The 26457-nt window shown below is 72.8% G+C and carries 20 protein-coding genes and 3 pseudogenes; 9 read left to right on the top strand and 14 right to left on the bottom strand.

Annotated elements, in window-relative coordinates:
• Positions 1-27 precede the first annotated feature (27 nt).
• Positions 28-687, bottom strand: coding sequence for a TetR/AcrR family transcriptional regulator (locus ACZ518_RS32000; RefSeq protein ID WP_469116520.1), 660 nt, complete (start codon positions 685-687; stop codon positions 28-30).
• Positions 688-805: 118 nt separating this feature from the next.
• Between ACZ518_RS32000 and ACZ518_RS31995 the strand changes: the two genes are divergently transcribed.
• The gene (locus tag ACZ518_RS31995) at positions 806-1870 is read left to right on the top strand and encodes an FAD-dependent monooxygenase (protein ID WP_469116519.1); all 1065 of its coding nucleotides are present in this window, start codon (positions 806-808) and stop codon (positions 1868-1870) included.
• A 26-nt stretch (positions 1871-1896) separates the two neighbouring features.
• On the opposite strand, the gene ACZ518_RS31990 is transcribed toward ACZ518_RS31995, so the two are convergent.
• Together ACZ518_RS31990 and ACZ518_RS31985 are read right to left on the bottom strand one after the other, a co-directional pair.
• A complete protein-coding gene (locus ACZ518_RS31990; RefSeq protein ID WP_469116577.1) occupies positions 1897-4044 on the bottom strand; it encodes a putative bifunctional diguanylate cyclase/phosphodiesterase in 2148 nt (715 codons plus the stop codon).
• Positions 4045-4268: 224 nt separating this feature from the next.
• Positions 4269-5099, bottom strand: a complete 831-nt coding sequence (locus ACZ518_RS31985) for an SAM-dependent methyltransferase (RefSeq protein ID WP_469116518.1) — start codon at positions 5097-5099, stop codon at positions 4269-4271.
• A gap of 336 nt (positions 5100-5435) precedes the next feature.
• Here ACZ518_RS31985 and ACZ518_RS31980 point away from each other — a divergent pair, with 336 nt between their 5' ends.
• The 3 genes from ACZ518_RS31980 (at position 5436) to ACZ518_RS31970 (ending at position 7824) form a co-directional block, all read left to right on the top strand.
• Positions 5436-6107, top strand: a complete 672-nt coding sequence (locus ACZ518_RS31980; RefSeq protein WP_469116517.1) for a hypothetical protein — start codon at positions 5436-5438, stop codon at positions 6105-6107.
• Positions 6108-6141: 34 nt separating this feature from the next.
• On the top strand, positions 6142-6912 hold the full coding sequence (locus ACZ518_RS31975) for a bestrophin-like domain (protein WP_469116516.1): 771 nt from the start codon (positions 6142-6144) through the stop codon (positions 6910-6912).
• A 189-nt stretch (positions 6913-7101) separates the two neighbouring features.
• Positions 7102-7824 carry a hypothetical protein gene (locus ACZ518_RS31970; protein ID WP_469116515.1) on the top strand — a complete coding sequence of 241 codons (723 nt, stop codon included), beginning with the start codon at positions 7102-7104 and terminating at the stop codon, positions 7822-7824.
• A 124-nt stretch (positions 7825-7948) separates the two neighbouring features.
• Here ACZ518_RS31970 and ACZ518_RS31965 read toward each other — a convergent pair whose 3' ends face one another.
• Complete coding sequence (locus ACZ518_RS31965) at positions 7949-8449, bottom strand: hypothetical protein (protein WP_469116514.1); 501 nt, start codon at positions 8447-8449, stop codon at positions 7949-7951.
• A 353-nt stretch (positions 8450-8802) separates the two neighbouring features.
• Here ACZ518_RS31965 and ACZ518_RS31960 point away from each other — a divergent pair, with 353 nt between their 5' ends.
• Positions 8803-9465: a class F sortase gene (locus ACZ518_RS31960; protein ID WP_469116513.1), complete on the top strand. Its 663-nt coding sequence runs from the start codon at positions 8803-8805 to the stop codon at positions 9463-9465.
• Positions 9466-9552: 87 nt separating this feature from the next.
• On the opposite strand, the gene ACZ518_RS31955 is transcribed toward ACZ518_RS31960, so the two are convergent.
• The 3 genes from ACZ518_RS31955 to ACZ518_RS31945 form a co-directional block, all read right to left on the bottom strand.
• Positions 9553-10422, bottom strand: a complete 870-nt coding sequence (locus tag ACZ518_RS31955) for a polysaccharide deacetylase family protein (protein WP_469116512.1) — start codon at positions 10420-10422, stop codon at positions 9553-9555.
• 91 nt (positions 10423-10513) lie between these two features.
• Positions 10514-13816 carry a bifunctional lysylphosphatidylglycerol synthetase/lysine--tRNA ligase LysX gene (gene lysX / locus ACZ518_RS31950; protein WP_469116511.1) on the bottom strand — a complete coding sequence of 1101 codons (3303 nt, stop codon included), beginning with the start codon at positions 13814-13816 and terminating at the stop codon, positions 10514-10516.
• Positions 13817-14023: 207 nt separating this feature from the next.
• A complete protein-coding gene (locus tag ACZ518_RS31945; protein WP_469116510.1) occupies positions 14024-15226 on the bottom strand; it encodes a CapA family protein in 1203 nt (400 codons plus the stop codon).
• Positions 15227-15569: 343 nt separating this feature from the next.
• Between ACZ518_RS31945 and ACZ518_RS31940 the strand changes: the two genes are divergently transcribed.
• Together ACZ518_RS31940 and ACZ518_RS31935 are read left to right on the top strand one after the other, a co-directional pair.
• Positions 15570-16103 (top strand): sigma-70 family RNA polymerase sigma factor, encoded by a 534-nt coding sequence (locus ACZ518_RS31940; RefSeq protein ID WP_469116509.1) that lies wholly within the window; start codon positions 15570-15572, stop codon positions 16101-16103.
• 223 nt (positions 16104-16326) lie between these two features.
• On the top strand, positions 16327-16827 hold the full coding sequence (locus ACZ518_RS31935) for a hypothetical protein (RefSeq protein WP_469116508.1): 501 nt from the start codon (positions 16327-16329) through the stop codon (positions 16825-16827).
• Positions 16828-16832: 5 nt separating this feature from the next.
• Here the strand turns inward: ACZ518_RS31935 and ACZ518_RS31930 are convergent.
• Positions 16833-17377 (bottom strand): annotated as a pseudogene (locus tag ACZ518_RS31930) (transposase); the annotation flags it as partial.
• Positions 17378-17442: 65 nt separating this feature from the next.
• The gene (locus tag ACZ518_RS31925) at positions 17443-18747 is read right to left on the bottom strand and encodes an FAD-binding oxidoreductase (protein ID WP_469116507.1); all 1305 of its coding nucleotides are present in this window, start codon (positions 18745-18747) and stop codon (positions 17443-17445) included.
• 981 nt (positions 18748-19728) lie between these two features.
• Between ACZ518_RS31925 and ACZ518_RS31920 the strand changes: the two are divergent.
• A pseudogene (locus ACZ518_RS31920) lies at positions 19729-20651 on the top strand (IS5 family transposase).
• Here the strand turns inward: ACZ518_RS31920 and ACZ518_RS31915 are convergent.
• Positions 20615-21883 carry an IS701 family transposase gene (locus tag ACZ518_RS31915; RefSeq protein ID WP_469116506.1) on the bottom strand — a complete coding sequence of 423 codons (1269 nt, stop codon included), beginning with the start codon at positions 21881-21883 and terminating at the stop codon, positions 20615-20617. The pseudogene ACZ518_RS31920 and the gene ACZ518_RS31915 sit on opposite strands and share 37 nt — an antisense overlap.
• 186 nt (positions 21884-22069) lie before the next feature.
• Here ACZ518_RS31915 and ACZ518_RS31910 point away from each other — a divergent pair, with 186 nt between their 5' ends.
• A complete protein-coding gene (locus ACZ518_RS31910) occupies positions 22070-22372 on the top strand; it encodes a hypothetical protein (protein WP_469116505.1) in 303 nt (100 codons plus the stop codon).
• A 77-nt stretch (positions 22373-22449) separates the two neighbouring features.
• Here ACZ518_RS31910 and ACZ518_RS31905 read toward each other — a convergent pair whose 3' ends face one another.
• From ACZ518_RS31905 to ACZ518_RS31890, 4 genes and pseudogenes are all read right to left on the bottom strand, one after another.
• Positions 22450-22830 carry a hypothetical protein gene (locus ACZ518_RS31905; RefSeq protein WP_469116504.1) on the bottom strand — a complete coding sequence of 127 codons (381 nt, stop codon included), beginning with the start codon at positions 22828-22830 and terminating at the stop codon, positions 22450-22452.
• 27 nt (positions 22831-22857) lie between these two features.
• Entirely contained in the window at positions 22858-23718 is an 861-nt protein-coding gene (locus ACZ518_RS31900) for an Fpg/Nei family DNA glycosylase (protein ID WP_469116503.1), read from the bottom strand.
• 85 nt (positions 23719-23803) lie between these two features.
• Positions 23804-25867 carry a SpoIIE family protein phosphatase gene (locus tag ACZ518_RS31895; protein WP_469116576.1) on the bottom strand — a complete coding sequence of 688 codons (2064 nt, stop codon included), beginning with the start codon at positions 25865-25867 and terminating at the stop codon, positions 23804-23806.
• 7 nt (positions 25868-25874) lie between these two features.
• Positions 25875-26457 (bottom strand): annotated as a pseudogene (locus ACZ518_RS31890) (hypothetical protein); the annotation flags it as partial.

The following is a 26457-nucleotide window of genomic DNA, read 5'->3' as shown; positions in this document are numbered from 1 at the left end:
TTCCCGCGGCGGTCCCGTCCGCCGGTGTCAGGAGGGTATGAGCGGCCCGAGGGTCCGGTCGAGGCCGTCGGCCAGCATGGCGAAGGCCCGGTCGGCTTCCGCGACGGCGGCCGGGTAGGCCGCGTCGGCGCTCTGGCCGGCGGAGATCCGGCGCCAGTTCTCCCGGCCCAGCTCGTGCCGGACGGTCACCAGGTGCAGCGCCGCCAGCCGCGCGGTGAACGGGGGGATCTCCTCCGCCTCCAGGGCGGCCGAGAGCGCATCAACCTCACCGGCCGTGTAGTGGGCGATCCGCGCCTGCAGGCTGGCGGTGGAGTACAGCAGCCCCTGGAAGGCGAGCACGTTCGGGTGGTCGCAGAGCCCGGTGATCGGGTCCCGCCCGGCGAGCGCCGCCAGGAAGTGCTCGTGGACCGCCCGCACGGGGGTCAGACCCGCCGGACGGTCGCGCACGATCCGGGCCGCCTCGTCCTGGTGGTCGGCGAACCGGTCGAGCACCAGGTCCTCCTTGCTCGGGAAGTACCGGAACAGGGTGGGCTTGGACACCTCGGCCGCGGCGGCGACGTCGGCCACCGACACGGCGTCGAAGCCGCGCTCGAGGAAGAGTTCGAGCGCGGTGGCGGCCAGCTGCTGCCGCGTGCGTGCCTTCTTGCTCTCGCGCAGTCCCGTGCGCGAACCCGTGGTGTTTTCCATGCCTCGACCGTACCACAAAATCATGACCAAGTTAATTTCGTGACTGGGTTGCATTTCTGTCCGGGTTGCGCTTTCCTTAGGTCATCGAGCCATTCGTTACCGACGAGAGGACACTCCGATGAGCGACGTACTGATCGTGGGCTCGGGCCCCACCGGACTCACGCTGGCCTGCGACCTCGCCCGCCGCGGCATCCCGGTCCGCGTGCTCGACCAGCGGCCCGGCCCGCACCGCGAATCCCGGGGCAAGAGCCTCAACCGGGACGGCCTCGGCGCGATGGCGGACCTCGGCGTGTACGAGCGGATCTCCGAGGTGGGCCGGGAGCTGGTCCTGCGCAAGTATTTCGACGGCGCGCACATCAACGACACCCGGTTGACGGACATCCTGTTCATGGGGCAGTGGCAGATCGAGGAGATCCTCCGCGAACACCTCGCCTCCCTCGGCGTCCGGGTGGAGCACGGCGCCCGGGTCACCGGGCTCGACCAGGACCCGGAGGGGGTCACCGCGCGGCTGGCGGACGGCGGGTCGATCCGCGCCGGGTACCTCGCCGGGTGCGACGGCGGCCGGAGCACGACCCGCAAGCTCCTCGGGATCGCCTTCGACGGGACCACGGAGCAGACCGAGACGATGGTGCTGGGCGACGTGACGGCACCGGACCTCAGCCGGGACGTCTGGCACCAGTGGTTCACCTCGGACGGCGGGGCCATGATGCTCTGTCCGATACCGGGGACGCCGATGTTCCAGCTCCAGGCCTCGCCCGAGCCGGACACCGGCGGCGAACCGGTGCCGCCCTCCCTGGAGGGCTTCCAGCGCCTCTTCGACCGGCACGCCCGGATGGAGGGGATACGGCTGGCCGGGGCGACCTGGCTCTCCACCTGGCGGGTCAACGTCCGCATGGCCGCCCGGATGCGCGAGGGCCGGGCCTTCCTCGCCGGGGACGCGGCGCATGTCCACTCGGTGGCCGGCGGGCTCGGGATGAACACCGGGATCCAGGACGCGATGGCCCTCGGCCGGACGCTGGGCGCGGCCCTCACCGGGGATGCCGGGGCGCAGGTGCTCGACGCGTACGAGGCCGAGCGGCTGCCGGAGGCCGCGCGGGTGCTGGCCGACACCTCCGAGCGGCACCGGCGGGTCATGGCCGCGGTGAGCGAGCCCGGCCGGGGGACGGAGGCCGGCCTGGGCTGACCCGCTCGCCCCCGGCCGGGGCCGGCTCAGGGGGTGGGTACGGCGTCCGAGAGGGAGAGGGCGTGGATCCGGTCCGGGGCGCCGGGGCGGGCGTAGTACCAGCCCTGGGCGGTGTCACAGCCGAGGGCGCGGAGCTGGGCCGCCTGGGCTCCCGTCTCGACCCCCTCCACGGTCACCGCCAGTTCCAGGCTGTGGGCCAGAGCGACGATGCCCTCCACGATCTTGACGTCGACGGGATCGGCCGGCTGCTGCTGCATCCCCTGGGTGAAGGAGCGGTCCAGCTTCAGGACGCTGACCGGGAGGCGGCGCAGGTTGGCCAGGTTCGAGTAGCCGGTGCCGAAGTCGTCGAGGGCGATGTCCACGCCGAGCGCGGCGAGCCGGCGCAGCGGTTCGAGGAGCTCGTCGTCGGCCCCGATCAGCGCCGACTCGGTGACCTCCAGGCACAGGGCGCCCGGGGCCAGCCCGGAGGCCTCCAGTACCCGGACGGTGTCGGCGACCAGGCCGGGGTGGTGGAGCTGGGTCGGCGAGAGGTTGACGTTGACGCGCAGGGCGGCCCCGCCGTGCTGGCGCTGCCAGTTGCAGGCCTGGCGGACGGACTCCTCCAGCACCCAGCGGCCGAGCGGCACGATCAGCCCGGTCCGCTCGGCGAGCGGGATGAAGCGGTCCGGGCCGAGCACCCCGTACTGGGGGTGCGACCAGCGGACCAGCGCCTCCGCGCCGTGCACGCTGCCGTCGTGCATGTGCACCAGGGGCTGGTACTCGATGAAGAACTCACCGCGCTCCAGCGCCGCCGGCAGGGCGTTGGTCAGGCCGTGCCGGGTGATGGCGCGGGCATCGGCCTCGGCGTCGGCGAACTCGAAGCGGTTGCCGCCGGCCGCTTTGGCCCGGTACATGGTGATGTCGGCGCTGCGCAGCACCTCCGCCGGGGTGCGCTCCCCCGCTCGGCCCTCGACGATGCCGATGCTGCCGCGCACCGACAGTTCCCGGCCCTCCAGCCGGATGGGGGTGGAGAGCGCCGACAGGATGCGCACGGCGAGGTCGGTGACCTTCTCCCCGGGATCCTCGCCGCTGCCGGCGGCGGGGCCGGTGGCGAGGGCCACGAACTCGTCGCCGCCCAGGCGGGCCACGACCTCGCCCGGGCCGGTGGCGCAGCTCTGCAGCCGGTCGGCGACCTCGACGAGGAGCCGGTCCCCCGCCGAGTGGCCGAGGCTGTCGTTGACCGCCTTGAAGCCGTCCAGGTCGAGGTAGCACAGGCCGAAGCGGCTGCCGGGGGTACCGCCCAGGGCCTTCTCCAGCCGCTCGAAGAACAGCGTGCGGTTGGGCAGCCCGGTGAGCGCGTCGTGGGTGGCCTCGTAGCGCAGCCGGAGGTTGAGCAGCCGGCGCTCGGTGGTGTCCTCCATCAGGGCCAGCTGGTACTGCGGCACTCCGTCGGCGTCGCGCAGCAGGGACACCGTCAGGTTGGTCCACAGCACGGTGCCGTCGTGACGGTAGTAGGGCTTCTCGACACGGTAGTGCTCGCGTTCCCCGCGTACGAGCTCCCCGTACATCCGCCAGACGTGCGGGGTGTCGTCGGGGTGGCCCCATTCGCTGACGTTGCGGCTGCGGACGTGGCCCTCCAGGCCGCCGAACATCTTCAGCAGGGTGTCGTTGACCTCGAGGACGTTGCCGTCGAGGTCGGCGATCCCGATGCCGACGGCCGCGCCCTCGAAGACCGCCCGGAAGCGCTCCTCGCTGGCGTGCAGGGCCTGCTGGGCGTCGGTGCGGGCGGTCAGCGCGGAGCGGGCGATGGCCTCCTGCTCCCGCAGGGTGCGCTCGCGCAGCGCGCGGGCGAAGCCGGCGGCTATGCCGTGCTGGAGCCGGGCGCAGCGGGAGCGGTACTCCTCCGTGCCCTCGGTTCCGGCGCCGTCGGGCCCGCAGTAGAGCACGAGGTAGGACTCGACCACCCCGAGGGTGCCGGCGAGCGCCTCGGGGTCGGTGCAGTGCACGGCGACGAGCTCGGCGCCCACGCGCTGGGCGACGCCCGCGTCGAAGGGGCGGGCGTGCAGGGCCTCGGTCAGGGTCCGGGTGAGGGGGAGGAGGTGCTGTTCGAACTCGGGGCGGGTCAGGGAGGTCGCCGTGACGGGGAAGATCGCCCGGCCCCAGATGGTGGCGAAGCGGGCGATACGGTCCTCCAGCCCGCTACGCAGTTCAGGCACCGGCGCCCGGCCCGGCTGCGGGCCGGGCTGCTGGGCGGGGTCCGCCGCGCCCAGCGGGGGCGCCTGCCGTCCGGCGGTCCCCGCCTCGGCGGGGGCGGAGGCGGCACCGGGCATGGCGGCACCGGGCGTGGCGGAGGCCCGGCCGGCGGAGGCGGGGCCGGCCGGGCGCGGGCCGGCGGGCGGGGGCGTCGGAGCGGGGAGTCTCACGCCTTGCGTCCCACGCCGCCGTAGCCCGAGAAGGCGTACGGATCCTCGGGCTCCTCGCCGTCCGCGAGGGGCACGGTGTTCTCGGGGCGCCAGTCGGGCATGGACACCAGACCCGGCTCCACCAGCTCGAACCCGTCGAAGAAGCCGGTGATCTGCTCGTGGCTGCGCATGACGAGCGGGTTGCGGATGTCCCGGTAGACGCCGACGGCCCCGCCCGCGACCTCCTCGGTGAGCGGGATGCCCTCGTAGGAGGCGTGGGTGAGGACCAGCATGCTGCCCGGGGCGAGGGCGTCGCGCAGCTCGGCGACGGCCTCGTACGGCCGGTCGCTGTCCTCCAGGAAGTGCAGTACGGCGACGAGCAGCAGCGCGACGGGCCGTTCGAGGTCCAGCAGCCGGCCGGCCTCGGCGGAGCCGAGAATGTCCTTCGGCTTGCGCAGGTCGGCGGGGACGACGCCGGTGCGGTCGTCCCCGGCCAGGACGGCGCGGCTGTGGGCGACGGCCACCGGGTCGTGGTCCACGTAGACGACGCGGGCCTCGGGGCTCGCGGCCCGGGCGACCTCGTGGACGTTGCCGAAGGTCGGGATGCCGGAACCGATGTCCAGGAACTGGGTGACGCCCTCGGCCACGGCGTGGCGGACGGCGCGGCGCATGAAGGCCCGGTTGGCCTGCATGATCTTGGGCAGGCCCGGCATGAACTCCATGGCGCGGCGGGCGGCCTGGCGGTCGACCTCGAAGTTGTGGGAGCCGCCCAGGTAGTAGTCGTAGATGCGGGACACACTGGGCACCGATATGTCGATGCCTGGCGGGGCCCAGGCGGGGCGTTCCATCGGGGTCTCCAAGCCTCGTCGTGCCGTGGTCGGGCGGGTTCCGTCCGGGGGCGGGACGGTGGTCGGACTGCTGTCCGAGCCGAATGTACTGATCATTTCCCAACAGGGCGAGCAAAAGCGGAAATTGGCGGTCCGTTCTTGGTCACACACCAAAGGCACGTGCGGACCCCGTCACCTGCGAAGAAGAAACCGACAAATACCATTTGAGATTTCGACCGCGAACGCTGGGAAGCGGTCCGGAACTGGCTCAAACATCTACGCTCCACACTCCACCCGATCAGGCGAACCAATACCGGGCCTCGCGTGCGCGGGCGCGCGCGGGCCCATGCTCCCCGGGTGAACAGAGCCTTAGCCAGACGCCTGCTGGCGGTACCGGTCCTGCTGTGGGCATCGCTTTCCGCCACGCCGGCCGTGGCCGATAGCTGCGCCTACGCGACGATCGGTGCGGCGGACGGCGGAACCGTCGTCGAGCTGTACGCGTTCGCCGGCAGCGGCGGCAGCGGGGCCGGCCGGGGTGGCGGACATCACGGCGGCCACGGGCACGGACACGGCTGCGGGCACCGCGGCAAGGGCCACGCGCACGACTGCCCGCCGCCTCCCCCGCCGTGCCCGCCCAAGCCGACCCCCAAGCCGCCGCCTCCGCCGCCGCCCACCCCGCCGCCCAAGCCGCCACCGCCCAAGCCCACCCCGCCACCGCCGCCGAAGCCGGCCCCCGAGCCGCCCCGGCCGGCCCCGGCCCCGCCGCCACCGCCCGAACCGGCGCCCAAGCCGCCCCCGCCCCCGCCCCCGGCGCCGCGGGTGTACAAGGCACCCGCCCCGCCACCGCCCGCGCCCGAGCCGCCGCCCGCGCCGGCGCCGGCTCCCGCACCCAAGCCCAAGCCCGTGGCCCGTCCCAGCTACCACACCTCCGCCCGCAAGCCGGTGGAGCACCACATCTCACCGGTCACCTTCACCCTCATGACCGCAGCCCCGGCCGTGCTCGCGATCGTCGCGCTGCGCCCGCGCTAGGCCGCCCCTCACCGCTCATCGATTGGGAGTCATCTTGTCGGAATGGCTCGTCCTGTCCCTCGCGATGGCCGCGGCCTGTGCCGTGGTGCTGTCCATCGCCTTCTTCAACCACCGCAGGATCGGCGAGGACGACGATCCGAACGAGACCCCGGACGTCATCGAGTACATGACGATGATGATCGGGGTGATCTACGCGATCGTCCTGGGCCTGGCGATCGCGGGCGTCTGGGAGGGCCGCGGGGCCGCCCAGGAGTACGTGCGCCAGGAGGCGCAGGCCCTGCACGAGATCAGCGTCCGCTCCGAGGTCTACCCGGCCGAGGTGCGCGGGAAGATCCGCTCCGACGTCGACGCGTACGTGACCTACGTGGTCGACACGGAGTGGCAGAGGATGGCCGACGGCGGCGACCTCACCGAACGCAGCGGGGAGCTGCTGGAGAAGATCCGCCGGGACGTCACCGACTACGAGCCGCGGACCGACCACGAGGGACAGGCCTATCAGCCGCTGGTCGACCAGGTCGCGATCGTGGACGACGCCCGCAACTCACGCGGCCAGAGCGCCGGGGCCACCATGCCCGGCGTGGTGTGGTTCGGGCTGATCGCCGGCGCCCTGGTCACGGTGGGCCTGATCTTCACCCTGCAGATCCGCCGCTCCTTCCGCGAGATGCTGCTGGCCGGCCTGTTCAGCGCGCTGATCGCCTTCCTGCTCTTCCTCATCTGGGACTTCGACTCGCCCTTCGGGCGCGGTATCTCCGCCACCGCGGAGCCGTTCCTCGCCCAGTTCCCGCACCTGGACCTGAAGAGCTGAACGCGCGCCCGCTCCCGCGAAACCGGGAGCGGGCCTCCCGTCGCCGGTTCGGCCTAGGGCCGTGCCCCATTCGCCCGCTCCTGATCGCGCGTCACCGGACCGGCGCCTAGCGTGGCGCACAACGAGGTGCACGACCCCCACCTGCGCAAACGCTGCGCGACTGCTCCTCGGGGATCCGGAGGACCGACCATGGGTGCGATACGCGGCTCCGCCACCGCCCTGCTCAGCGCCGGCGCCTTCCTCGCGCTCGGCGCGTTCGGCGTGTTCGGCCCGCTCAGCACGTTCGGCCAGCCCGCCGCCCAAGCGGTCGAGGCCGCGCCCGTCACCTCCTTCGCCTTCGGGATCATGCCCTCCACGGTCGCCCCGGGCGGCCAGGTGGTCCTGTCCGTCAGCGACTGCGACGCCGCGTACGCCACCGCCTCCTCCGGGGTCTTCGACACCGTGAGCATCGCGCGCGGGCAGACCGCCCGGGTCACGATCGACCGCGACGCCCGGCGCGGAGCCGTGTACTCCGTCACCTTCACCTGCAACGGGGAGAACGGCTCCGCCGACCTCACCATCGCCGGCGGTACGTCGACGCCCAGCACCAGCTCCACCACCGGTGTCCGCCGCACCCCCTCCGCGGAGACCACGACCGGTGCCCGGCCGCGGGCCACCGCCCCCACCGTCGCCCCCACCGCCGTGCGCACCGCCCCGGCCGCCCGGATCACGCCCACCGCGCGCGGCTCGGCCCCGCCCCCCGCCACGGCCTCGCGCAGCACCGCGGCCGCCCTCGGCGTGCGCGGCGGCCTCGGCGGCAGCGTGGCGGGGATGGACCCCGTGGAACTCGGGGTGGGCGCCGCGCTCTTCGTCACCGCCGCGGGCGGTACCGCGTACGCCCTGCGCCGGCGCCGCCCGGCGCGCGGCCACTGACCCCGCACCGCACCCCTGCCCCTGCCCCTGCCCGCGGCCCTGTCCCGGATACCGGCTGCCGGCACCGGCCGGTGGCCCCGGGTCCCGGACCCGGGGCGGACCGTGGCCGCGGCTCGCGGGCGCGTCAGCCCCGGGAGCCGACCGGACGGCGGCGGCGGATCACGTGCGCGCCCGCGCCGAGCGCCGCGGCGCCGACGAGGCCCGCGCCGATGGCCGTCTCGGCGGTGGACGGGCCGAAGGAGCCGCCGACGCCGCCCTGTGCCCCGTTGCCGGGCAGGATCGTGAACCGGTGCGTGGCGACGAGGCTGTTGTCGTGGCACTTGACGGACAGCGTGTGGTTGCCGGGCGAGGCGTGGTTGAAGATCCGGACGGTCGCGAAGCCGATGGAGCCGGCCGACAGGTTGGTCTGCGGAAAGTTGCCGTTCGACCAGACCGTGCCGCCGTGGCCGCAGCCCGCGGCGCTGACCTGCATCGAGGCGCCCTGGTGCACGGAGTACGGGTTGACGGTGACGTTGCTGGGCCCGTTGCCGCCGCCCTGCGGCGAGTTCGCGGCGGCGAACGGGACACTGAGACCGATCGCGGCGCAGGCGGCCGCGGTCACGGTGAGAGCGCGCAGAACACGCATGGTGGAACCTCCAGCGGGAAGCGCCCCGGAGCGGTGGCCCGGGCAGATCGACGAGAACGCCTCCCATCACGAACCCTCGGGGCGCCGTGCAACCAGCGCATTTCCACCTTTGGGCCGCCCGGTTGAGCGACACGCCGAAGCACGAACTGATCATCTGACGGATCCGCAGGTCATGAGCCGTCAGGCATTTATGTGACGAATACCTGGATGGGCGCACCCCAACCGGACGCGACCACCCGTTCGCCCCTCCCCGATCGCCGTCCCGAGCATGCACCCTTAGCGTGCGTGAAGAAGGGCGTACCGGGGAGGGACTGGAACGCGGGTCGGGACCCCCGCGTCGGGAAGGGAGAGCCATGACCGAGGACGAGTACGAGCAGCGGCCGAGGAGACGCTCCCCCTGGGGAGTGCTCGCGCTGGTCATGCTCAGCGGCCTCGCCATGATGAGGAACGGGGCGAACGCCGAGGAAGGGCCGCCGCAGCCGGCCGCCGCGGCGGCGGTCGCGCGCGCGGAGCACCTGCCGGCCCAGGCGCCCACGCCGCCGGCGGACATGGAGGTGCTGGAGCACTCGTCGGTGCAGCGCATCCGGATTCCGACGATCAACGTGGACGCGCCGGTGATGACGGTCGGGCTGGACGCACAGGGCTGGATCGACGCCCCGCCGCCGCAGGACCGCAACCTCGCGGGCTGGTACCTCAACGGCATCTCGCCGGGCCAGCAGGGCTCCGCCGTGATCGTGGGCCACGTGGACAACGCGCAGGGGCCGGCGGTCTTCTACGGCCTCGGCTCGCTCAAGCCGGGGAGCCGCGTCGAGGTGGAGCGCTACGACGGGCGGACCGCCGTCTTCGAGGTGTACGGCGTGGAGGTGTTCTCGAAGGAGGCCTTCCCCGGCTCCCGGGTCTACGGGGACACCGGCCACCCGGAGCTGCGCGTGATCACGTGCGGCGGCAGCTATTCCAAGGCCAAGGGCTACGACGGCAACGTGGTCGTCTTCGCCAGGATGGTGGCAGCCCGCTGACGGAACGTTTCCCCTCAGCAGCCGCGGGTCCGCGCCGCCCCCGTGGTCCCCCGGGCCCACCGGCACGGGGGACCACCGGGGCCGGCCTCAGCGGGTCGGCAGCGTCATCCGGTAGCCGCGACCGATCAGCTGCGGCAGGTACGCCTCCAGCGCCCGGACGGTCTGCGAACGGTTGCCGCCGGCGTCGTGGTTCAGCACGACCACCCCCGGCCCGGCGCCCGACAGCACCCGGGAGATGATCGTGGCGCTGCCCGGCTCCTTCCAGTCGAGGGTGTCCACGGTCCAGGCGAAGGGCTCCATGTTCAGGTCGGCGCCGATCTCGAAGGCGGCCCGGTTCCACGCCCCGTAGGGCGCCCGGAACCACAGCGGGGCCTGCCCGACCGCCTGGTGCACGACCTCGCTCGTACGCCCGATCTCGGACTCCAGGGCGGACCGGGAGAGGCTGGGGATCAGCGGGTGCGTCCAGGTGTGGTTGCCGATGACATGGCCCTCGGAGGCCATCCGGCGCAGCAGGTCGCGGTTCTCGGTGGCCATCTCCCCGCAGACGAAGAACATCGCCCGGACCCCGTACCGGGCGAGCGTGTCGAGGATGGCGGGGGTGTACCGGGGGTCGGGGCCGTCGTCGAAGGTGAGCACCATGGCGTTGCCGGTGTCCGGCCCGGCCGGCAGTTCCAGGATGGGCCGGGTGCGGACGGCGGGCTTGGCGGCGGGCGGCCGGGCGGGGGCCTCGGCGGTCATGGGCCGCAGCCGGTAGGACTTGTCCGGGGGCCCTTCGGGGCGCAGCCCGGGGGCTCCGGGGGCGGGAGCGGCGGTGCCGGGCGCCGGGGCGCCGGCCGTGGACCCGCCCTGGGGGCCGCCCTCGCCGGCGCTGAGCAGTCCGGAGGCGGCGGCGATTCCGAGGAAGACGGCGGTACGCAGGAGCACGCGTCGTCCCACTGTCGGCTCGTCATTTTTCATTATTACTACGTATCAACGACATCGCCGGAGATGTCGAGAGGCGCGGACGCGCCCGGCCCCCGTCACCCCCTCGGACCAGCCACCCCGCTGATCAGCCCTGTCGTACCAGGGGGAACGGCAGCGTCTCGCGGATCGTCAGACCCGTGAGGAACATGACCAGCCGGTCGACCCCGATGCCGAGTCCGCCGGTGGGCGGCATCGCGTACTCCAGGGCGTCGAGGAAGTCGTTGTCGAGCTCCATCGCCTCGGGGTCCCCGCCCGCCGCCAGCAGCGACTGGGCGGTCAGCCGGCGGCGCTGCTCGACGGGGTCGGTCAGCTCCGAGTAGGCGGTGCCCAGTTCGGTGCCGAAGGCCACCAGGTCCCAGCGTTCGGCCAGCCGGGGGTCCTTGCGGTGCTGCCGGGTGAGCGGGGAGACGTCGGTCGGGAAGTCCTTGTAGAAGGTGGGGAGCTTCGTCCGCTCCTCCACCAGCCGCTCGTACATCTCCAGGACCACGTCACCGCGGGTGTCGTCGGGGCCGTGCGGTACGCCCGCCCGGTCGCACAGCACGCGCAGCACGCGCTCCTCGGTGTCGGCGTCGACCTCCTCGCCGAGGGCCTCGCTGATGGCCCCGTACATCGTCTTGACCGGCCAGGGCCCGGAGATGTCGTGGACGACGAGCTTGCCGTCGGGGCCCGCCTTGTGCGCGACCGGCGAGCCGAAGGCGGCCGTGGCGGCGCCCTGGATGAGCTCCCGGGTGAGGTCGAGCATCACGTCGTAGTCGGCGAAGGCCTGGTAGGCCTCCAGCATCGTGAACTCGGGGTTGTGCTTGTAGGAGACGCCCTCGTTGCGGAAGGTGCGGCCCATCTCGAAGACCTTCTCCATGCCGCCGACGCACAGCCGCTTGAGGTACAGCTCGGGCGCGATGCGCAGGTACAGGTCGAGGTCGTAGGCGTTGATGTGGGTGCGGAACGGCCGGGCGTTGGCCCCGCCGTGGATCTGCTGGAGCATCGGCGTCTCGACCTCCAGGTAGCCGCGGTCGAGCAGGCCCTGGCGCAGTGCCTGCACGGCGCGGGAGCGGGCGCGTACGACGTCCCGCGCGCCGGGGCTGGCGACGAGGTCGAGGTAGCGGCGCCGGACCCGGGCCTCCGGGTCGGCGAGGCCCTTGCGCTTGTCGGGCAGGGGGCGCAGGCACTTGCCGGTGAGCTGCCAGGAGCCGACCACGACGGACGGCTCGCCGCTGCGGCTGGCGCCGACCTCGCCGGTGGCCACGACGTGGTCGCCGAAGTCGACCTGGGAGGTGAAGGCGTCCAGCACGCCGGGGCCGGACTCGTCGCGGGTGAACATCAGCTGGGCGTCGCCGGTCCAGTCGCGCAGCACGGCGAAGACCACGCCCCCGAGGTCGCGCACGACCATGACCCGCCCGGCGAGGGTGACCTGCTCGCCGGTGCGGTCGCCGGGGGGCCGGCCGGGGCGGGCGGCCCTGAGGGCGGCGACGGTGTGGGTGCGCTGCGGGATCCCGACCGGGTAGGGGTCCGTCCCGGCGGCCCGGATCCGCTCCAGCTTGGCGTGGCGCACCCGGACCTGTTCGGGCAGCCGCTCGGCCTGGGCGCGCTCGCCCTCCTCCCCGACGAGGTCCAGGCCCAGGGAGTCGATGGAGGGCAGCGCGGCGGTGTTGGCGGGGGCGGTGAGGCCCTTGGCGTGGCCGTTGCCCCAGAGCTTGCGCATGCTGGGTACGGAGACGAAGCCCTCGGCGATGCCGGAGGCGAGGCTGACCCGGGCGAGCGAGCCGGCGTCCTGGTAGCACAGGAAGCGCGGGTACCACTCGGGGCCGTACTTGACGTTGGAGCGGTACAGGGCCTCCAGCTGCCACCAGCGGGAGAAGAACAGCAGCAGCCGGCGCCACAGCTTGAGCACCGGGCCCGCGCCGATCCGCCCGCCCTCCTCGAAGGCCGAGCGGAACACGGCGAAGTTGAGGGAGATGCGGCGCACGCCGAGGCCGGGGGCGGCCGCGCACAGCTGGGCCACCATGAACTCCATGACCCCGTTGGGGGCGGCGCGGTCGCGGCGCATCAGGTCGAGGGAGATGCCGTCCCTGCCCCAGGGGACGAAGGACAGCAGGGCGATCAGCTCGCCGCCCGCGTCGAAGGCCTCGACGAGCAGGCAGTCCCCGTCCTCGGGGTCGCCGAGCCGGTCCAGGGCCATGGAGAAGCCGCGTTCGGTCTCGGTGTCGCGCCAGCGGTCGGCCCGGTCGACGATGGTCCGCATCTCCTCCTCGGTGAGGGCCGAGTGGCGGCGGATCACGGTGGTGGCGCCGGTCCGCCCGACCCGGTTGACGGCCTGCCGGGTGACCCGCATGTCGCGGCCGTCGAGGTCGAAGTGGGCGACGTGCAGGATGGCCTCGTCGCCGAGCTGGAGGGCGCTCAGGCCCGAGCGGGCGTAGGCGGTCGCCCCGTCCTCGGAGGCGCCCATCACGGCCGGCTGCCAGCCGTAGCGGCGCGCGACGGCGAGCCAGGCGTCGATGGCGGGGGTCCAGGCGCCGGGGTCGCCCACCGGGTCGCCGCTGGCCAGGCAGACCCCGGCCTCGACCCGGTAGGTGACGGCGGCCTTGCCGTTCGGGGCGAAGACCACGGCCTTGTCCCGCCGGGTGGCGAAGTAGCCGAGGGAGTCGGCCCGTCCGTAGGCGCCCAGCAGGGCCCGGATCCGGGCCTCCTCGTCCCCGTGCAGGGCGGCGGTCAGCCGCTGCGAGCGGAACAGGGTCGCGGCCGCGTTCAGCAGGGCGAGGGCGCCGAAGAGGCCGAGCAGGAAGTAGAGCGGGCGGGGCGGGCGGCCGTCGAACTGCCGGGCGGAGAAGAGCCCGCCGAAGACCTGCTTGGCGGCCCAGTCCAGCCACTGCCCCTTGGGCAGGGTCCCGGGGAAGAGCGCGACGAGCGCCCAGCCGAGGAACACCGCGCCGAGCAGGCCGAGGCCGAGCACCAGCATGGCCCGCCAGACGGCGCCGGGGCGCGAGGCCGCGTAGAACTCCTTGCGGGCGGCGACCAGGACGCCGAGCGCGGCCACCGCGAGGACCATCGAGGGGCCCCCGACCCAGAAGTCCCCGTCGGCGATGATCAGCAGGTCGACCAGGATCAGCAGGGCCAGATAGGTGACGACGATCCACCAGGCGATCTTCTTGCGGGTGCCGAGGGCGGCGGCGAGGAGGAAGAGGAAGACGGCGTACGCGAGGTTCTCGCTGACCGGCACCACGAAGTCGTCGAGGAAGCGCACCACGGGCCGCAGGAGCCTGCGCAGCGTCGGGGAGAGCGCCAGCAGCGCGCACACCAGCCCGAGCGTCCCGAAGAACGCGCCGAAGGCGTCTGGGACCCGGTGCAGGAAGCGGTTGCGGGTCCCCCGGGTCTCCTCCAGCGTGGCACTCATGCTTGGCACTGTAGGGAGGGCCGCCCCGGTCCGCGCGCCGAACCGGCCAGGCCGTGTCTTCCGGATCAGGCCGGATCAGCCCGCGTCTCCCCCGGCCACCGCTGGGAGGGGCCCCAGGCGCCGTGCATCGCAAGGCGGAGGGGCTCCCGACTGGTGCGCCTGGTCGAGGCGGGCCGCCGGCCGGTGACGGTCGTCCCGCGGCCGGGGTCACCGGGCGCGTTTCAGGCCGTCCTTGGCGGCGCCGCGGCTGAGGACGGCCTCGGTGACGGCCTCGTCGGCGCTCTCGTACTCCTCGTCGCCGGGGTCCTCGGCGAGGGCGGCGGGCAGGTTGACGACCCTGCCGATGGACAGGTCCATCATCTGCGGGACGAACTCGGCCCCGGTCACCCGCCAGCGCTGCCCGGGGGCGGCGGGCGGGGCGAAGGTGAAGCGGGCGATGGAGCCGTAGTTGCCGCGCATGTCGCGCGCGCCGGAGTGGTTGAACATCTCGCCGGCGACCTGGTCGCCCATCCCGTAGACGATCCAGGTCCCGTTGACCTTCTCGTAGGCCTGCGGGATGTGGGCGTGCGTCCCGAGGATCATGTCGATGTCCGGGCGTCCGCCGGTCTGCGAGGCGGTGAGCGCCTTCCCCAGCGAGAGCTGCGTCTCGTCCGGTTCGGTCTGCCATTCGGTGCCCCAGTGGATGCTGACCAGCACCACGTCCGCGCCTGCCTCGCGGGCCGCGCGGGCGTCCGCGACGATCTTGTCCTGGCGCATCAGGCTGACCGCCCACGGCTGTCCGTCGGGCATGGGGTACCCGTTGGTGTCGTAGGTGTAGGCGAGGTGCGCGACCTTCGCGGAACCCGCCGTGTAGAGGGTGGTCCGCGCCGCCTCGGCGGCGGTGCGCGCGGAGCCGGCGTGGCCGAGGCCGACCTTGTCGAAGCGGTCGAGCGTGCGTTTGAGCCCGTCTGCCCCGTCGTCGAGGGTGTGGTTGGAGGCGGTCGAGCAGCCGTCGTACCCGGCGTCCTTGAGGGCGTCGGCGACGGTGGGCGGGGAGACGAAGGCCGGGTAGCCGCTGAAGGGGCCGTCGTCCTCGCCGTAGATGGTCTCCATGTGGCACAGGGCGAGGTCGGCCGCCGCGACCACCGGCTTGACCCCGGAGAACATCGGCCGGAAGTCGTACCCGTCGCCGCCCGCGTCGGCCGCCGCGCGCTTGATGACCGAGGTGTGCGGGAGTACGTCTCCGCTCGCGACGAGGGTGAATCCGCGGGCCGCGGAGGGGGCGGCCGGGGCCGTGCCGGCGGGGGCCCCGGCGGCGCTGGAGCCGAGGCGGGCCGGGGTGCGGCCACCGGAGGTGGAGCAGCCGGCCGCGGACGCCGGGAGCAGCAGGGCGGTCAGCAGGGCGAGGGCCCGCCGGGTGCGCTTGGTCATCCGTCCCAGCTCCCGTTCATAGGACTGTCAGATCAACTGAAATCCATAGGAGAAGGGCTTTCAAGTCAAGGACCGGCGCCGTCCTGCGGCCGTCTCCCACCCCGACGGCCCATGGCCGTTCGCCGCGCCGTTCGACCGTTCGTCGCCCGGCGCGGCCGCCCACCGGACGACCCGGGGCCTTGGGCGCAACGCCCCCGCCGGACGGTTCCCGGGCGGCTCCGTGCAGGTGAGGGTGAGTGGGACGCCCACAGCCCGAGCCCCGCGGCGCGGGCCCACGGCCCGGCGGCCGGCCCGGCCGGCAGCCGGGCAGCCCAGCGGACCCCGGACCCGGAAGGAGCCACTCGTGTCGCCCTCCCCCACCCTCCAGCGCACGGAACCCGAGGCGCTCGCGGAACTCCAGCGCGACCACGGGCGGGCCCTGTTCGGATTCCTGCTCGGCCTCACCGCCGGGGACGCCCAACGTGCCGAGGACCTCGTCCAGGAGACCCTCGTACGCGTCTGGCAGCATCCGGAGGTGCTGGCGACCGGGCACGAGTCCATGCGGCCGTGGCTGTTCACGGTGGCCCGGCGGCTGGCGATCGACGCCCGCCGGGCGCGGCTGTCGCGGCCGCAGGAGGTCGACCCCGACGGTCTGGAGCAGGCGCCGGCCCCCGAGGACGCGGTGGCCGGCTCGGTCACCGCGATCGACGTCCGGCGGGCGGTGGGGAGCCTGGGGCCGGAGCACCGGGCCGTACTGATGCAGGTCTACTTCCAGGACCGCTCGGTGGCCGAGGCGGCGGCGGAGCTCGGCATCCCCGCCGGGACGGTCAAGTCCCGTACGCACTACGCCCTGCGCGCCCTGCGGAAGGACCTCCAGGGGTACGGGCTCGGCGCCTGACCGCTGCCCGCCCGCGGCCCCGCGCCGGGCCCCGGCCCGCTGGAGAAACACTCAAGGAACGCCCCCGATGCGCACGATCCGGACACGGAACACACCGATATCGGCACCAGTGCGTGCAAGTTGAGTAAACATCCCCCGGTCCGCGAGCCGTCCGGTGAAGGCTCGGGGATGACGGCGGCAGGCTCGACACGCGGGAGAGGGTGGCACGGTGCAGCCCGAGGGTATGAACGGCACCAGTGACGGCGGACTTGCGGTTCCCATGGCGTGGCTCTACGCGGAGTACATCGCCGACGAACTGCTGCGCACGGGCCGGCTGATCCCGGTGAGCACGCTGGAGTTCCGGGCCGGGCGCGACACGCTCGCGCTGACGATCTACCTCTCGGACGCGGCCGGCGAACTGTCCGGGATCCGGGTGGTCTCGCAGCTCGACGAGTGGCTCTCCCTGACGGCGTACGGGCACCCCTGGCGCGACTGGGTCCACACCCGGTTCCTCGCGCTGGGCGAGGAGGCCCGCGAGCGCGGCCGCGGCGAGGACCCGGACCTCGAACTGGCCCGGGCGGCGTGGCGCTGGCTGGACCACACGGAGCTCTTCGCCACCAACCTCGACCCGGGCCGGCACGGCGGCGCCGACGTCCCGCCGGCCCTGGACGAGAACGCCCGCGTCTGGACCCCGGCGTGGCAGCTCGGCCTGCCGCTGGGACACCTGGCGATGCACCTCTTCTAGGGCCTGAGGTCGGCGTCGTGGCTGACGGGCCGGCCGCCTTGTGCGCCCTTCTTCTTGCGGTTGGCGGCTTGGTCCCGCTTTTCCGGGATGACCGCCTTGATACCGCGTCTGCGCAGGTAGGAGCGGTTACCGCGGGACGAGTAGGCCTTGTCCGCGGCGACTGCGTCAGGCGTCGTGCGGGGACGGCCGACAGGCAGGCGGACTCTCACCCTCGCGAGCACGGGGACGAACTGCGGGCTGTCCCCGGCCTGCCCGGCGGTCAGGACCAACGCGAGCGGACGGCACCCGCGGTCCGCGGCGAGATGAATCTTGCTGGTGAGTCCGCCCCGGGACCTGCCGAGCAGGGCTTCCTTCAGGCGGAGCTTGCGTCTGCGCCGGATGGTCCGGCGCTCGGCCTGTCCGTCCTGTTCCTCCGGTCCGCCCCCTTTCGCCGGGCAGCTTCCTGCTCCTGCGCGGCTTCTTCCATGGCCTCCATGAGGTGCCTGCTGACGCGCATGCCGGCGGCGTCATGGCGGGCGCGGACCCTTGTGGAGTCCACGCTGACCAGCGTTTGCGAGTACGCGGACACTTGCTCATACCGTGCGCCTCGAAGCGAAGATCACGCATGACGGTGCGTCAGGCTGCGGCGGGAGTGACGTTGGCGTTCCGGTGGAAGACGTTCTCCGGGTCGTACTTGGACTTGATCCGGGCCAGCCGCTGGTACTTCTCCGGCCCGTACGACGCCCGGACGCGGTCCTCTTCGATCTCTGTCATGAAGTTGACGTAGCCACCGGGGCCGACCGCGTGCGGCAGCAGCTCGGTCCACAGCGCCTTGACCCAGGCGGTGTCGGCCACCAGCTCCTCCGGGTCGAAGGTGAGGGCGGTGAGGGCCATCATGTAGCCGGGTTCGCGCGGGCTTCCGTAGGCCGTGGCGTCCTCGTCGACCTCGGTGAAGGCGCCGTCCAACCGGAAGGTCGGGCAGAAGGTCAGCGGCGAGGTCTTGCGCCGCAGGTACTCGTTCAGCAGCGCGATCACGTCGTCGCTCAACTCCGGGATGAGGAGCCCCTTCTCGTAGTCGAGGATCCCGTACGGCGAGGAATCGTCGAGCATGCTCTGCAGGTGGGTGTAGGGCAGCGGGGTCCGCATCTCGAAGAGCCTCGGCGGCCCACCGTCCAGCAGGGCGGCCGCGGCGGCATGCTCCTCCGCGCTGCCGAAGCCTCCGATGATCAGTGCATGGCCGAGCTTGCCGCGGTCCTCGACCCGTACGAAGGGCTCTGGCGGGGCGTTCAGCCCGATGCCGACCAGCACACTGTGTCCCGGTGGCAGCGCCGGGACCACCTCGCGGATCAGCACCAGCGCCTCGCGGCCCACCGACATGTCCCAGAAGAAGACACCGACGTGCACCTCGGGCCCCACCGCGTGCAGCCCGAAATCGAAGGCCGTGACCACCCCGAAGTTCCCACCGCCGCCGCGCAGCGCCCAGAACAGGTCCGGGTTCTCCTCCGCCGATGCGTGCACCAGGGTGCCGTTGGCCAGCACCACCTCGGCACCCAGCAGATTGTCGACGGTCAGTCCGTGCTGGCGGGTGAGCCAGCCCATACCACCGCCCAGGGTCAGGCCACCGACGCCCGTGTGGCTGATGGTGCCGGACGGCACGGCGAGGCCGTGCGCCTGGGTGGCGGCGTCGAGCTGGGCGAGGGTGGCTCCGCCGCCGCAGCGGGCGGTGCGGGCCTCGGGGTCGACCGTAACGGCGTGCATCGCGGTCAGGTCGACGACCAGCCCGTCGGGGCAGACGGCGGCACCCGCCGGGTTGTGCCCCCCACCGCGCACCGACACCTCAAGGTGCTCGTCACGAGCGAAGGACAATGCGGCGGCTACATCCGCGGGTTCGACGCAGCGGACCAGGAGGGAGGGGCGGTGGTCGATGGCTCCGTTGGCCACGGAGCGAGCGGCGTCATACTCAGGATGCTCCGGCCCGAGGACATCTCCCCTGATCCGACCCTTGAGTGAGCGGACGGCATGCTCGGTGAGCTGGGTCACGACGGCCTCCGCGGAGCAGACGAGGCTTACCCCTGCCACGCTAGCCCCCGTCCCGCAGTATGACAATCCACGCAAATCGGGTAAGGGATCCTGCCGGAGCACCCCGGCGACGGGATGCGGTTCGACCTCAACGTTCGCTCCGGGGCACGTTGATCTTCGGTAAGCACCGTCCAGTGAACACGGTCCGCGCGGGATCCCCCCAGAAGCTGCCGCAAGTGCCTATTCACCGGATCGGCCGGGTAGCCACATCGCTGTGCCTGATCAGTCACAGGGCCGCGCATTGATCACGACTCAATACGCGCCCCAGGCTGTCTCCTTTGGATCTTGTCGGCCAGCCCGTATCCACCGGCACCGCATGGGACGCCAGGTGCCGGCAGTCGCCAACGGCCAGGCAGAATGTGGTGTGACCTGTGATGTCTGTGGCCATGGGATGCGGCGAATGCCGGTGGGTGAACCGTCGATGTGGGATGCCGTGAAGGAGCGCTGGTTCTGCCCCTGGTGCTATGCGTGGACCGAATTCGGACACGACCCGCGCGAGGTCTCGCGGCCGCAGTACGGCTACATACCGTGGGAGCGGGCGGAATCCCCGCAACTTCCGGAGGGAGTCGCCCACGTGTATGACGTGGCGTGCGCGTACTCCGCCGACGGATTCGGTGCAACGCTGTGCGGGCTGGCCCATGAGGGCCTCACCGCCTCAGCGTACCTGTGGATGTCCGAGTGGCCGAGTGCTTGCGAGGCGTGCAAGGAGGCGGTTGCGCTCATCGACGAGCGCTGGCCTCTGCATATGCGGAACGGCAACCGGGTCTCTCCCACCCCGCCTCCGGGTTCCGACTGGCCGCCCTTCTGAGCGCTCCCTTTAGATCATCTGATCGTTGGTCCGGTGTGTCGTTGACTGACGCCCAGTGGGCTCGCATTGAGCCGTTGTTGCCGGACCGGACTCCTCGACGGGGTGGGCGGCGGCGGGATCACCGGCAGGTGATCGACGCGATCGCGTTCAAGTACCGCACCGGCACTCCATGGATGGACCTCCCGGCGCACTTCGGGTCGTGGAAGGGCGCCCACAACCGGCTGCGGAAGTGGGCGGCCGACGGCACGTGGGCGAAGGTCTTCACCGCCCTGCTTGCCCAGGCCGACACCGAAGGCGACCTCGACTGGGTGGTCTCGGTCGACTCCACGATCGTCCGGGCTCACCAGCACGCCGCCGGGGCCCCTAAAAAGGGGCGCCGGCCGACGAGCCGACCGACCATGCCCTCGGACGCTCCCGCGGAGGACCGACCACCAAGATCCACCTTGCTGCGGACGGCCGGTGCCGGCCTCTCGCGTTCGTCGTCACGCCGGGACAGGCTGGTGACGCACCCGCATTCGAGCAGGTCATGGCCCACCTGCGGGTACCCAGGCTGATCGGCCGCCCCAGGGTCACGCCGGATGCGGTCCTGGCTGACAAGGCCTACTCGTCCCGGGCGATCCGACATCATCTGCGGCGACGCGGAATCCGGGCGGTGATCCCGCAACCCGCCGACCAGGCTGCCAACCGCAAGAGGCTCGGCCGGCTCGGCGGGCGACCGCCAGCCTTCGACCGTGAGGCATACAAGCAGCGGAATACCGTCGAGCGGTGCATCAACAAGCTCAAGCAGTGGCGCGGCCTGGCCACTCGCTTCGACAAGAACGCCACCGTCTACCTCGCCGGACTCCACCTCGCCGCCATCTTCATCTGGTCGGCGAGACGATCCGAAGGAGACGGCCTAGCACTCCAGTGCGGTTTCGTGATCTATCCGCTGGTTTCGTGGGCTGAGCGTCGTCGGTAGTGGCTGCGCCGGGCTGTTGCCTGGTGGCGTCTGCGCCAGTTCGACCAGTGCAGCAGTCTGGCCAGGGGCCCGACTGGTGGGTTGAGGACGGCGGTGAAGAGGTGGCGGATTTCTGGAACGGTCAGCGGGATCGGGTCGCTGCCCCGGACGTGGTGACGCGGCTTCGCTGGCCGGTCGGGGGCTGCGTCAGCGGCGACGGCGGCCAGGAACGCCAGCGCGAGCATGGCGAGCGTGACGTGCCGGTGCCATGAGGTCCAGTGCCTCACCCGGTAGTGGTCCAAGCCGACTTGGCCCTTGGCGGCCTGGAAGCATTCTTCGACGTTCCAGCGGGTGCCGGCCACGCGGACGAGCTCGGCCAGGGGTACTGCGGCAGGTGACCAGCACAGGTAGAAGGCGAGTTCCCTCGTGGTGGGGTTGCGGCGGATCAGCAGGTGGCTGTGTTCGCCGGTGCCGATATGGATCCAGGCCCAGTCGTAATAGCGCGGGCCCTTCGCGCCGTTGCCGGCGCTTTGCCGGTGCCAGGCAGTCGTGGGCAGGCGACTGGCGACCGTGTCTGCGCGAATCGGTGTGCGGCCGGAGTTGATCCGGACCCGGATGGAGCAGGCGACGGCCAGAACGTATCCGGTCCGGTTTGCCTCCAGGGCGGCACGAAGCTGCGGGTCCTGCCCGTATGCCTCGTCGCCGGTCACCCACCGTGCTTCCACCCCGGCACCCAGTGCGGCGGCGATCATTTCCCAGGCCAGGCGGGGTTTGGTCGCGAACTGCACCTCGTCGGGTATCCCGGCAGCCTGGCGGCGCTCCGGATCGGTGCACCAGGAATGCTCAGGCAGGTAGAGCCGGCGGTCGATCAGTGCCCGCCCCCGGCCGGTGGCGTAGGCGAGAAAGACACCGACCTGGCTGTTCTCGATGCGTCCGGCGGTGCCGGTGTATTGCCGCTGCACGCCCGCCGAGGACCGGCCCTTCTTCAGGAAGCCGGTCTCGTCGACGATCAGCACGCCACCGTCGCCGCCGAGGTGGTCCACCGCGTAAGCGCGGACTTCGTCGCGGACAGCATCAGCGTCCCAGCGGGCACTTCGCAGCAGTCGCTGCATCGGTCCGGGACGTGCGTGACCAGCCTGTTCTGCCAGCCGCCAGCAGTTCTTGCGCTCGACGCCGGACAGCAGCCCAAGCAGGTACGCGCTGGCGGTCGCCCGCGGTTCCACCCGTCGGAACCGACCCGCGATCCGTGACATGGCCTGGTCGAACAATGCCCGCCACCGGACAGGCTCTACGCTATGGCCCGCGGCCACCGCACGATCTTCAGGAGTCCACACAAACCCCGATGATCACGCGGTGGCCGCCCTCGCTCCAGGCCGGGTCCTGGACAGTGCCGAACTCCTTGCTCCGGTCCGACGGCCCCTGATCGACACAATGAGCACATGGACAGCGAACCTCTGCAGATCCCGCTTGACCAGCTGCGGCACGCCTTCGAGCTGGCAATGCAACACATCGAAGCGTCAGCCGGCAGCGCAGTGGCGCTCGAACACGATTACTTCTGGTCCGTTCCGGGCGACGAACTCTACGACGTCCCCAACGAACCGAGAACGATCACAATCGGGCAGCTCTCCGAGTCATGGCAGCACCTTGAGGACCTCCTCGCCGACCCGAACCGGGCCGTGGGCCACCACCTGGTCTGGCTCGCCGATGTCCTCCGTGCGATCGGACAGTCCACCGCCCAGTAGCCACCACACGCGCGACGTGACGTGGAACTACGAAGTCACACTGGAGTACTAGGCCGGGCCGGTCCGGGAGCCCGCCGCTACGCCGACTCGGCCGGGTCCGTCACCAGGCCCGTGAAGTCGGCCTCGTTGCGCTCGGCCCGGCCCACGTACCAGCGGGCGATCAGCCACATCACCGGGTACGCCGCCAGCCCGAGCGCGACCCAGACCAGCGGGCCCGCGGCCGCCCGGGGCAGCAGGAAGCCCAGCGGCAGCAGCCCCAGGACCAGGGCCAGCACCGCCAGCGCGCCCAGCCCCGCGCGCAGCTGGCTGCGCATCAGGGCCCGTACGTAGGTGGCGCCGAGGCTGGTCTGCTCGGAAATCTCCGAGCGGGCCGGGGTGTGCGCGGGCGGACGGCGGCGGGCGCCGCGCGGGACGCCGGTGACGATCTCCCGCCGGGGCGGCGGCTGCTGCTCGGCCATGGTGCCGGAGTCTACGCATGGCACCGGCTACTTGAGGAGGCGGGAGAGCCTGCGGTCCGCGAGCGGCTTGCCGCCGGTCTGGCAGGTGGGGCAGTACTGGAGCGAGGAGTCCGCGAAGGACACCGAGCGGACGGTGTCCCCGCACACCGGGCAGGGCTCGCCGTCCCGCCCGTGGACCCGCAGCCCGCTCTTCTTCTCGGCCTTCAGGTCCTGGGCCGCCAGCCCGTGGGCCCGCTCGACGGCCGCCCGCAGGGTGTCCCGTACGGCCCCGTACAGGTGGGTGACCTGCTCCTCGTCGAAGGAGGCGGCCAGTTTGAACGGCGAGACCTTCGCGGCGTGCAGGATCTCGTCGCTGTACGCGTTGCCGATCCCGGCGATCACGCCCTGGTCGCGGAGCACGCCCTTGATCTGCCGCCGCTCCCCGGCCAGCAGCGCGGCGAAGGCCTCCCGGTCGAAGCCGTCGGCGAGCGGGTCGGGGCCGAGCCGCGCGATGCCCGGGACCTCCTGGGGGTCGTGCACGACGTACACGGCGAGGCGTTTCTGCGTGCCCGCCTCGGTGAGGTCGAAGCCGCCGCCGCCCTCCAGTACGAGGCGCAGCGCGAGCGGGCCCTTGCCGGGGCGGGGCGGCTGCGCGGGGAAGTCCTCGCGCCAGCGGAGCCAGCCGGCCCGGGCCAGGTGGGTGACGAGGTGGAGCCCGCCGACGCGCAGGGCGAGGAACTTGCCGTACCGGGCCACGGGTCCGGCGGGCTGCCCTTCGAGGGCGGCGGGGGGAGGGTCGTAGGTCTTGAGCACGCTGACGGCGAGCGGGAGGACGCGTTCGACCACCCGCCCGGCGAGGTGCTCGTCGAGGAACTCCCTCAGGGCCTCGACCTCCGGCAGCTCGGGCACCCTCCCAGCCTGGCGCCCCGGCACGCGGCCCGCGACCGGAACCGCGACCGGGACCGCAGCGGGGACGGCGGGCCCGGCCCGCCGCTCAGCCCATCACGAACTCGCACCACACGCATTTGCCGCTGCCCCGGGACTCGACGCCCCAGACGTCCGCCAGCCGGTCCACCAGCATCAGGCCCCGCCCCGAAACCCCCGCCTCCCCCGCCTCGCGGCGGCGCGGGAGGGCGCTGGAGCGGTCCTCCACCTCCACCCGCAGCCGGCGCTCCGGGCCGGCCAGGACGCGCAGGGTCACGATCGCGGGGCCGTCGGTGTGCATCAGGGCGTTCACGATCAGCTCGTCCGCGACCAGTTCGATCTCGTCGGCCCGCTCCCGCGCACCCCACGAGTGGACGGCCGCGCCGATCATGTGCCGGGCGGCGACGAGCGCCTCGGGGTCCCCGGGGGCCACGTGCTGCTGGAGCCGTCCGCCGCCGGGCCGGGTGTCCTCGCCCTGGCGGCGCAGCAGGAGCAGGGCCATGTCGTCGTCGCCGCCCCGGTCGTCGACGACCTCGCACAGACGGTCGGCGAGCCGCTGGAGGTCGGCCGGGCCGCCCTTGACCAGGGAGGCCAGCAGGCTGACGCCGTCGTCGAGGTCGGCGCCGGGCTGTTCCACCAGTCCGTCGGTGCACAGCACGAGCGTCTCCCCCGCGTCCAGTTCCACGGTGGTCACCGGATACTCCAGCCGCCCGAACTCCGCCGACAGGCCCAGCGGCATCCCGCCTTCCACCGGCAGTCTGCGGCACTCCCCGTCGCGGGTGCGAAGGAGCGGGTCGATGTGGCCGGCGCGCACCAGCTGGAGGACGCCGGTGGAGAGGTCCGCCTCCACGTAGGTGCAGGTCGCGAAGCGGTCGGTGTCCAGTTCGTGCAGGAACACCGAGGCCCGGGCCATCACCGTGCCCGGGGAGTGCCCCTCGGCGGCGTACGCGCGCAGTACGATGCGCAGCTGGCCCATGACGGCCGCGGCGTGGGTGTCGTGGCCCTGCACGTCGCCGATGACGGCGCCGACCCGGCCGCCGGGCAGCGGGATGACGTCGTACCAGTCCCCGCCGATGTCCTGGCCCATCCGGGCGGACCGGTAGCGCACCGCGATCTGGGCCCCGGGGACGGCCGGGATCCGGCGGGGCAGCATGGCCTGCTGGAGGCCTTCGGCGAGGTCGTGCTCCTGTTCCAGCAGCATGGCGCGCTGCAGGCTCTGGGCGATGCTGCTGCCCAGGGCGACCAGCAGGTTCCGCTCGTCCTGGGTGAAGCCGTCCTTGTCCTGGTAGAGCAGTCCGATCGCGCCGATCGGGCGGGCCTGCGCGATCAGCGGCAGGTACGCGGCGGCCGATATCTTCATGTACGAGATCTTCGACCAGAGGTCGGGGTACCCCTCGGCGAACTCCTCGGCGGAGTCGAGGAAGCGGGGCTGGAGCGAGCGGACGACCTCGCTCATCGGGTACTGCTCGTCGATGCGGGTGTAGCGGGTGCCGGGCACGAAGCTGTCGGCGGGGCCTTCGGCCACCAGGTGGATCCGGCCTGCCTCGACGAGGCCCATCACCATGCCCATGGAGCCGAGCCGCTCCAGGCCGTGGGCGTCGCCGATGACGTCGATGACGTCGCGCACGGTCCGGGCGTGCGCGAGGGCGGCGGTGGTGCTCTCGACCACGGTGGTCTGGCGCCGCCGCTCCTCGTCGAGGCCGAGGCGTTCGGCGGAGTGGCTCAGCTCCTCGGTGGCGTCGCGGACGATGCCGATGATCCGGTACGGGCGGCCGTCCGGGTCGCGCATGACGCGGCCCTGGGTGTGGGTCCAGCGCAGGCCGCCGTCGCGGCAGCGGATGCGGAAGTACGCGCCGTAGGTGTCGACGCCGCTCTTGAGGGCGCTGGAGACGAGGGCGTCCAGCCGGGCGGACTCGGCGGGCGGGACGCGCGGGGAGAGCGATCCCGGCCGTCCGTCGTACTCGTCCGGGGTCGTGTCGAAGACGTCGAGGGCCGCCGCGTCCATGTGCATGAGCCCGGTGACCAGGTCCCAGTCGAAACTGCCCATCCGGTTCAGTGACAGGGAACGGTCCGCGTGTGCGGGCCAGTCCTCCGGCAGCGATACGGTGCTCGGCACCGGTCCACCATGACACAGCGCCGCGTCAGGCGCTCTCCAGGTACGGGGGCTCGTCGGTGGCCTGCTGCCCGTCGGGGAAGCCGTCCGGAGCGGCGGGATCGACCGGGTCCGGGGGCAGGGCCGGGTCGTTGCCGGTGCCCGGCCCGTCGTCCGGGGTGTGGGTCAGGCCCTGGTCGGGCGGGACGTTGCCGGGCACGTCGCGCGGGAGGTCGCCGTTCGCGTCGGGCGGGGTGGCGGCGGGGCCGTCGGACGGGGGCAGGGCGCCGCCGGGCCGGTCCTGGGGGCCGGCGGGCTCGCGCGGCACGGTACCGGCCCCGGACGGGCAGGGGCTGGGCGAGGGGGTGGCGGCGGCCGGCGGGCCGGCGGCGCCGGGGCCGGAGGGCGGTGCCACGTCCACGCCGGGCGGCGGCACCAGGTCCGAGGCGGGGGGCTCCCCCGCGTCCGGGCCGGGGGCCGGCGCCGTGTTCGAGGCGGAGGGCGGTGCCACATCCAGGCCGGGCGGCGGCACGAGATCCGAGGCGGGGGGCTCCCCCGCGTCCGGGCCGGGGGCCGGCGCCGTGTTCGAGGCGGAGGGCGGTGCCACATCCAGGCCGGGCGGCGGCACGAGA

The sequence above is a fragment of the Streptomyces sp. NPDC033966 genome (assembly GCF_055575955.1).
Note: the sequence above shows the minus strand (reverse complement) of the source record. Positions and strands in the feature narration are given on the sequence as shown.

Coding starts and splice junctions, on each gene's coding strand:
- lysX (WP_469116511.1), bottom strand. CDS start 13,816: ATGAGTGCCACGCTGGAGGAGACCCGGGGGACCCGCAACCGCTTCCTG.
- ACZ518_RS31955 (WP_469116512.1), bottom strand. CDS start 10,422: ATGAAAAATGACGAGCCGACAGTGGGACGACGCGTGCTCCTGCGTACC.
- ACZ518_RS31910 (WP_469116505.1), top strand. CDS start 22,070: ATGGACAGCGAACCTCTGCAGATCCCGCTTGACCAGCTGCGGCACGCC.
- ACZ518_RS31970 (WP_469116515.1), top strand. CDS start 7,102: ATGGGTGCGATACGCGGCTCCGCCACCGCCCTGCTCAGCGCCGGCGCC.
- ACZ518_RS31905 (WP_469116504.1), bottom strand. CDS start 22,830: ATGGCCGAGCAGCAGCCGCCGCCCCGGCGGGAGATCGTCACCGGCGTC.
- ACZ518_RS31960 (WP_469116513.1), top strand. CDS start 8,803: ATGACCGAGGACGAGTACGAGCAGCGGCCGAGGAGACGCTCCCCCTGG.
- ACZ518_RS31935 (WP_469116508.1), top strand. CDS start 16,327: ATGAACGGCACCAGTGACGGCGGACTTGCGGTTCCCATGGCGTGGCTC.
- ACZ518_RS31965 (WP_469116514.1), bottom strand. CDS start 8,449: ATGCGTGTTCTGCGCGCTCTCACCGTGACCGCGGCCGCCTGCGCCGCG.
- ACZ518_RS31985 (WP_469116518.1), bottom strand. CDS start 5,099: ATGGAACGCCCCGCCTGGGCCCCGCCAGGCATCGACATATCGGTGCCC.
- ACZ518_RS31915 (WP_469116506.1), bottom strand. CDS start 21,883: ATGTCACGGATCGCGGGTCGGTTCCGACGGGTGGAACCGCGGGCGACC.
- ACZ518_RS31995 (WP_469116519.1), top strand. CDS start 806: ATGAGCGACGTACTGATCGTGGGCTCGGGCCCCACCGGACTCACGCTG.
- ACZ518_RS31945 (WP_469116510.1), bottom strand. CDS start 15,226: ATGACCAAGCGCACCCGGCGGGCCCTCGCCCTGCTGACCGCCCTGCTG.
- ACZ518_RS32000 (WP_469116520.1), bottom strand. CDS start 687: ATGGAAAACACCACGGGTTCGCGCACGGGACTGCGCGAGAGCAAGAAG.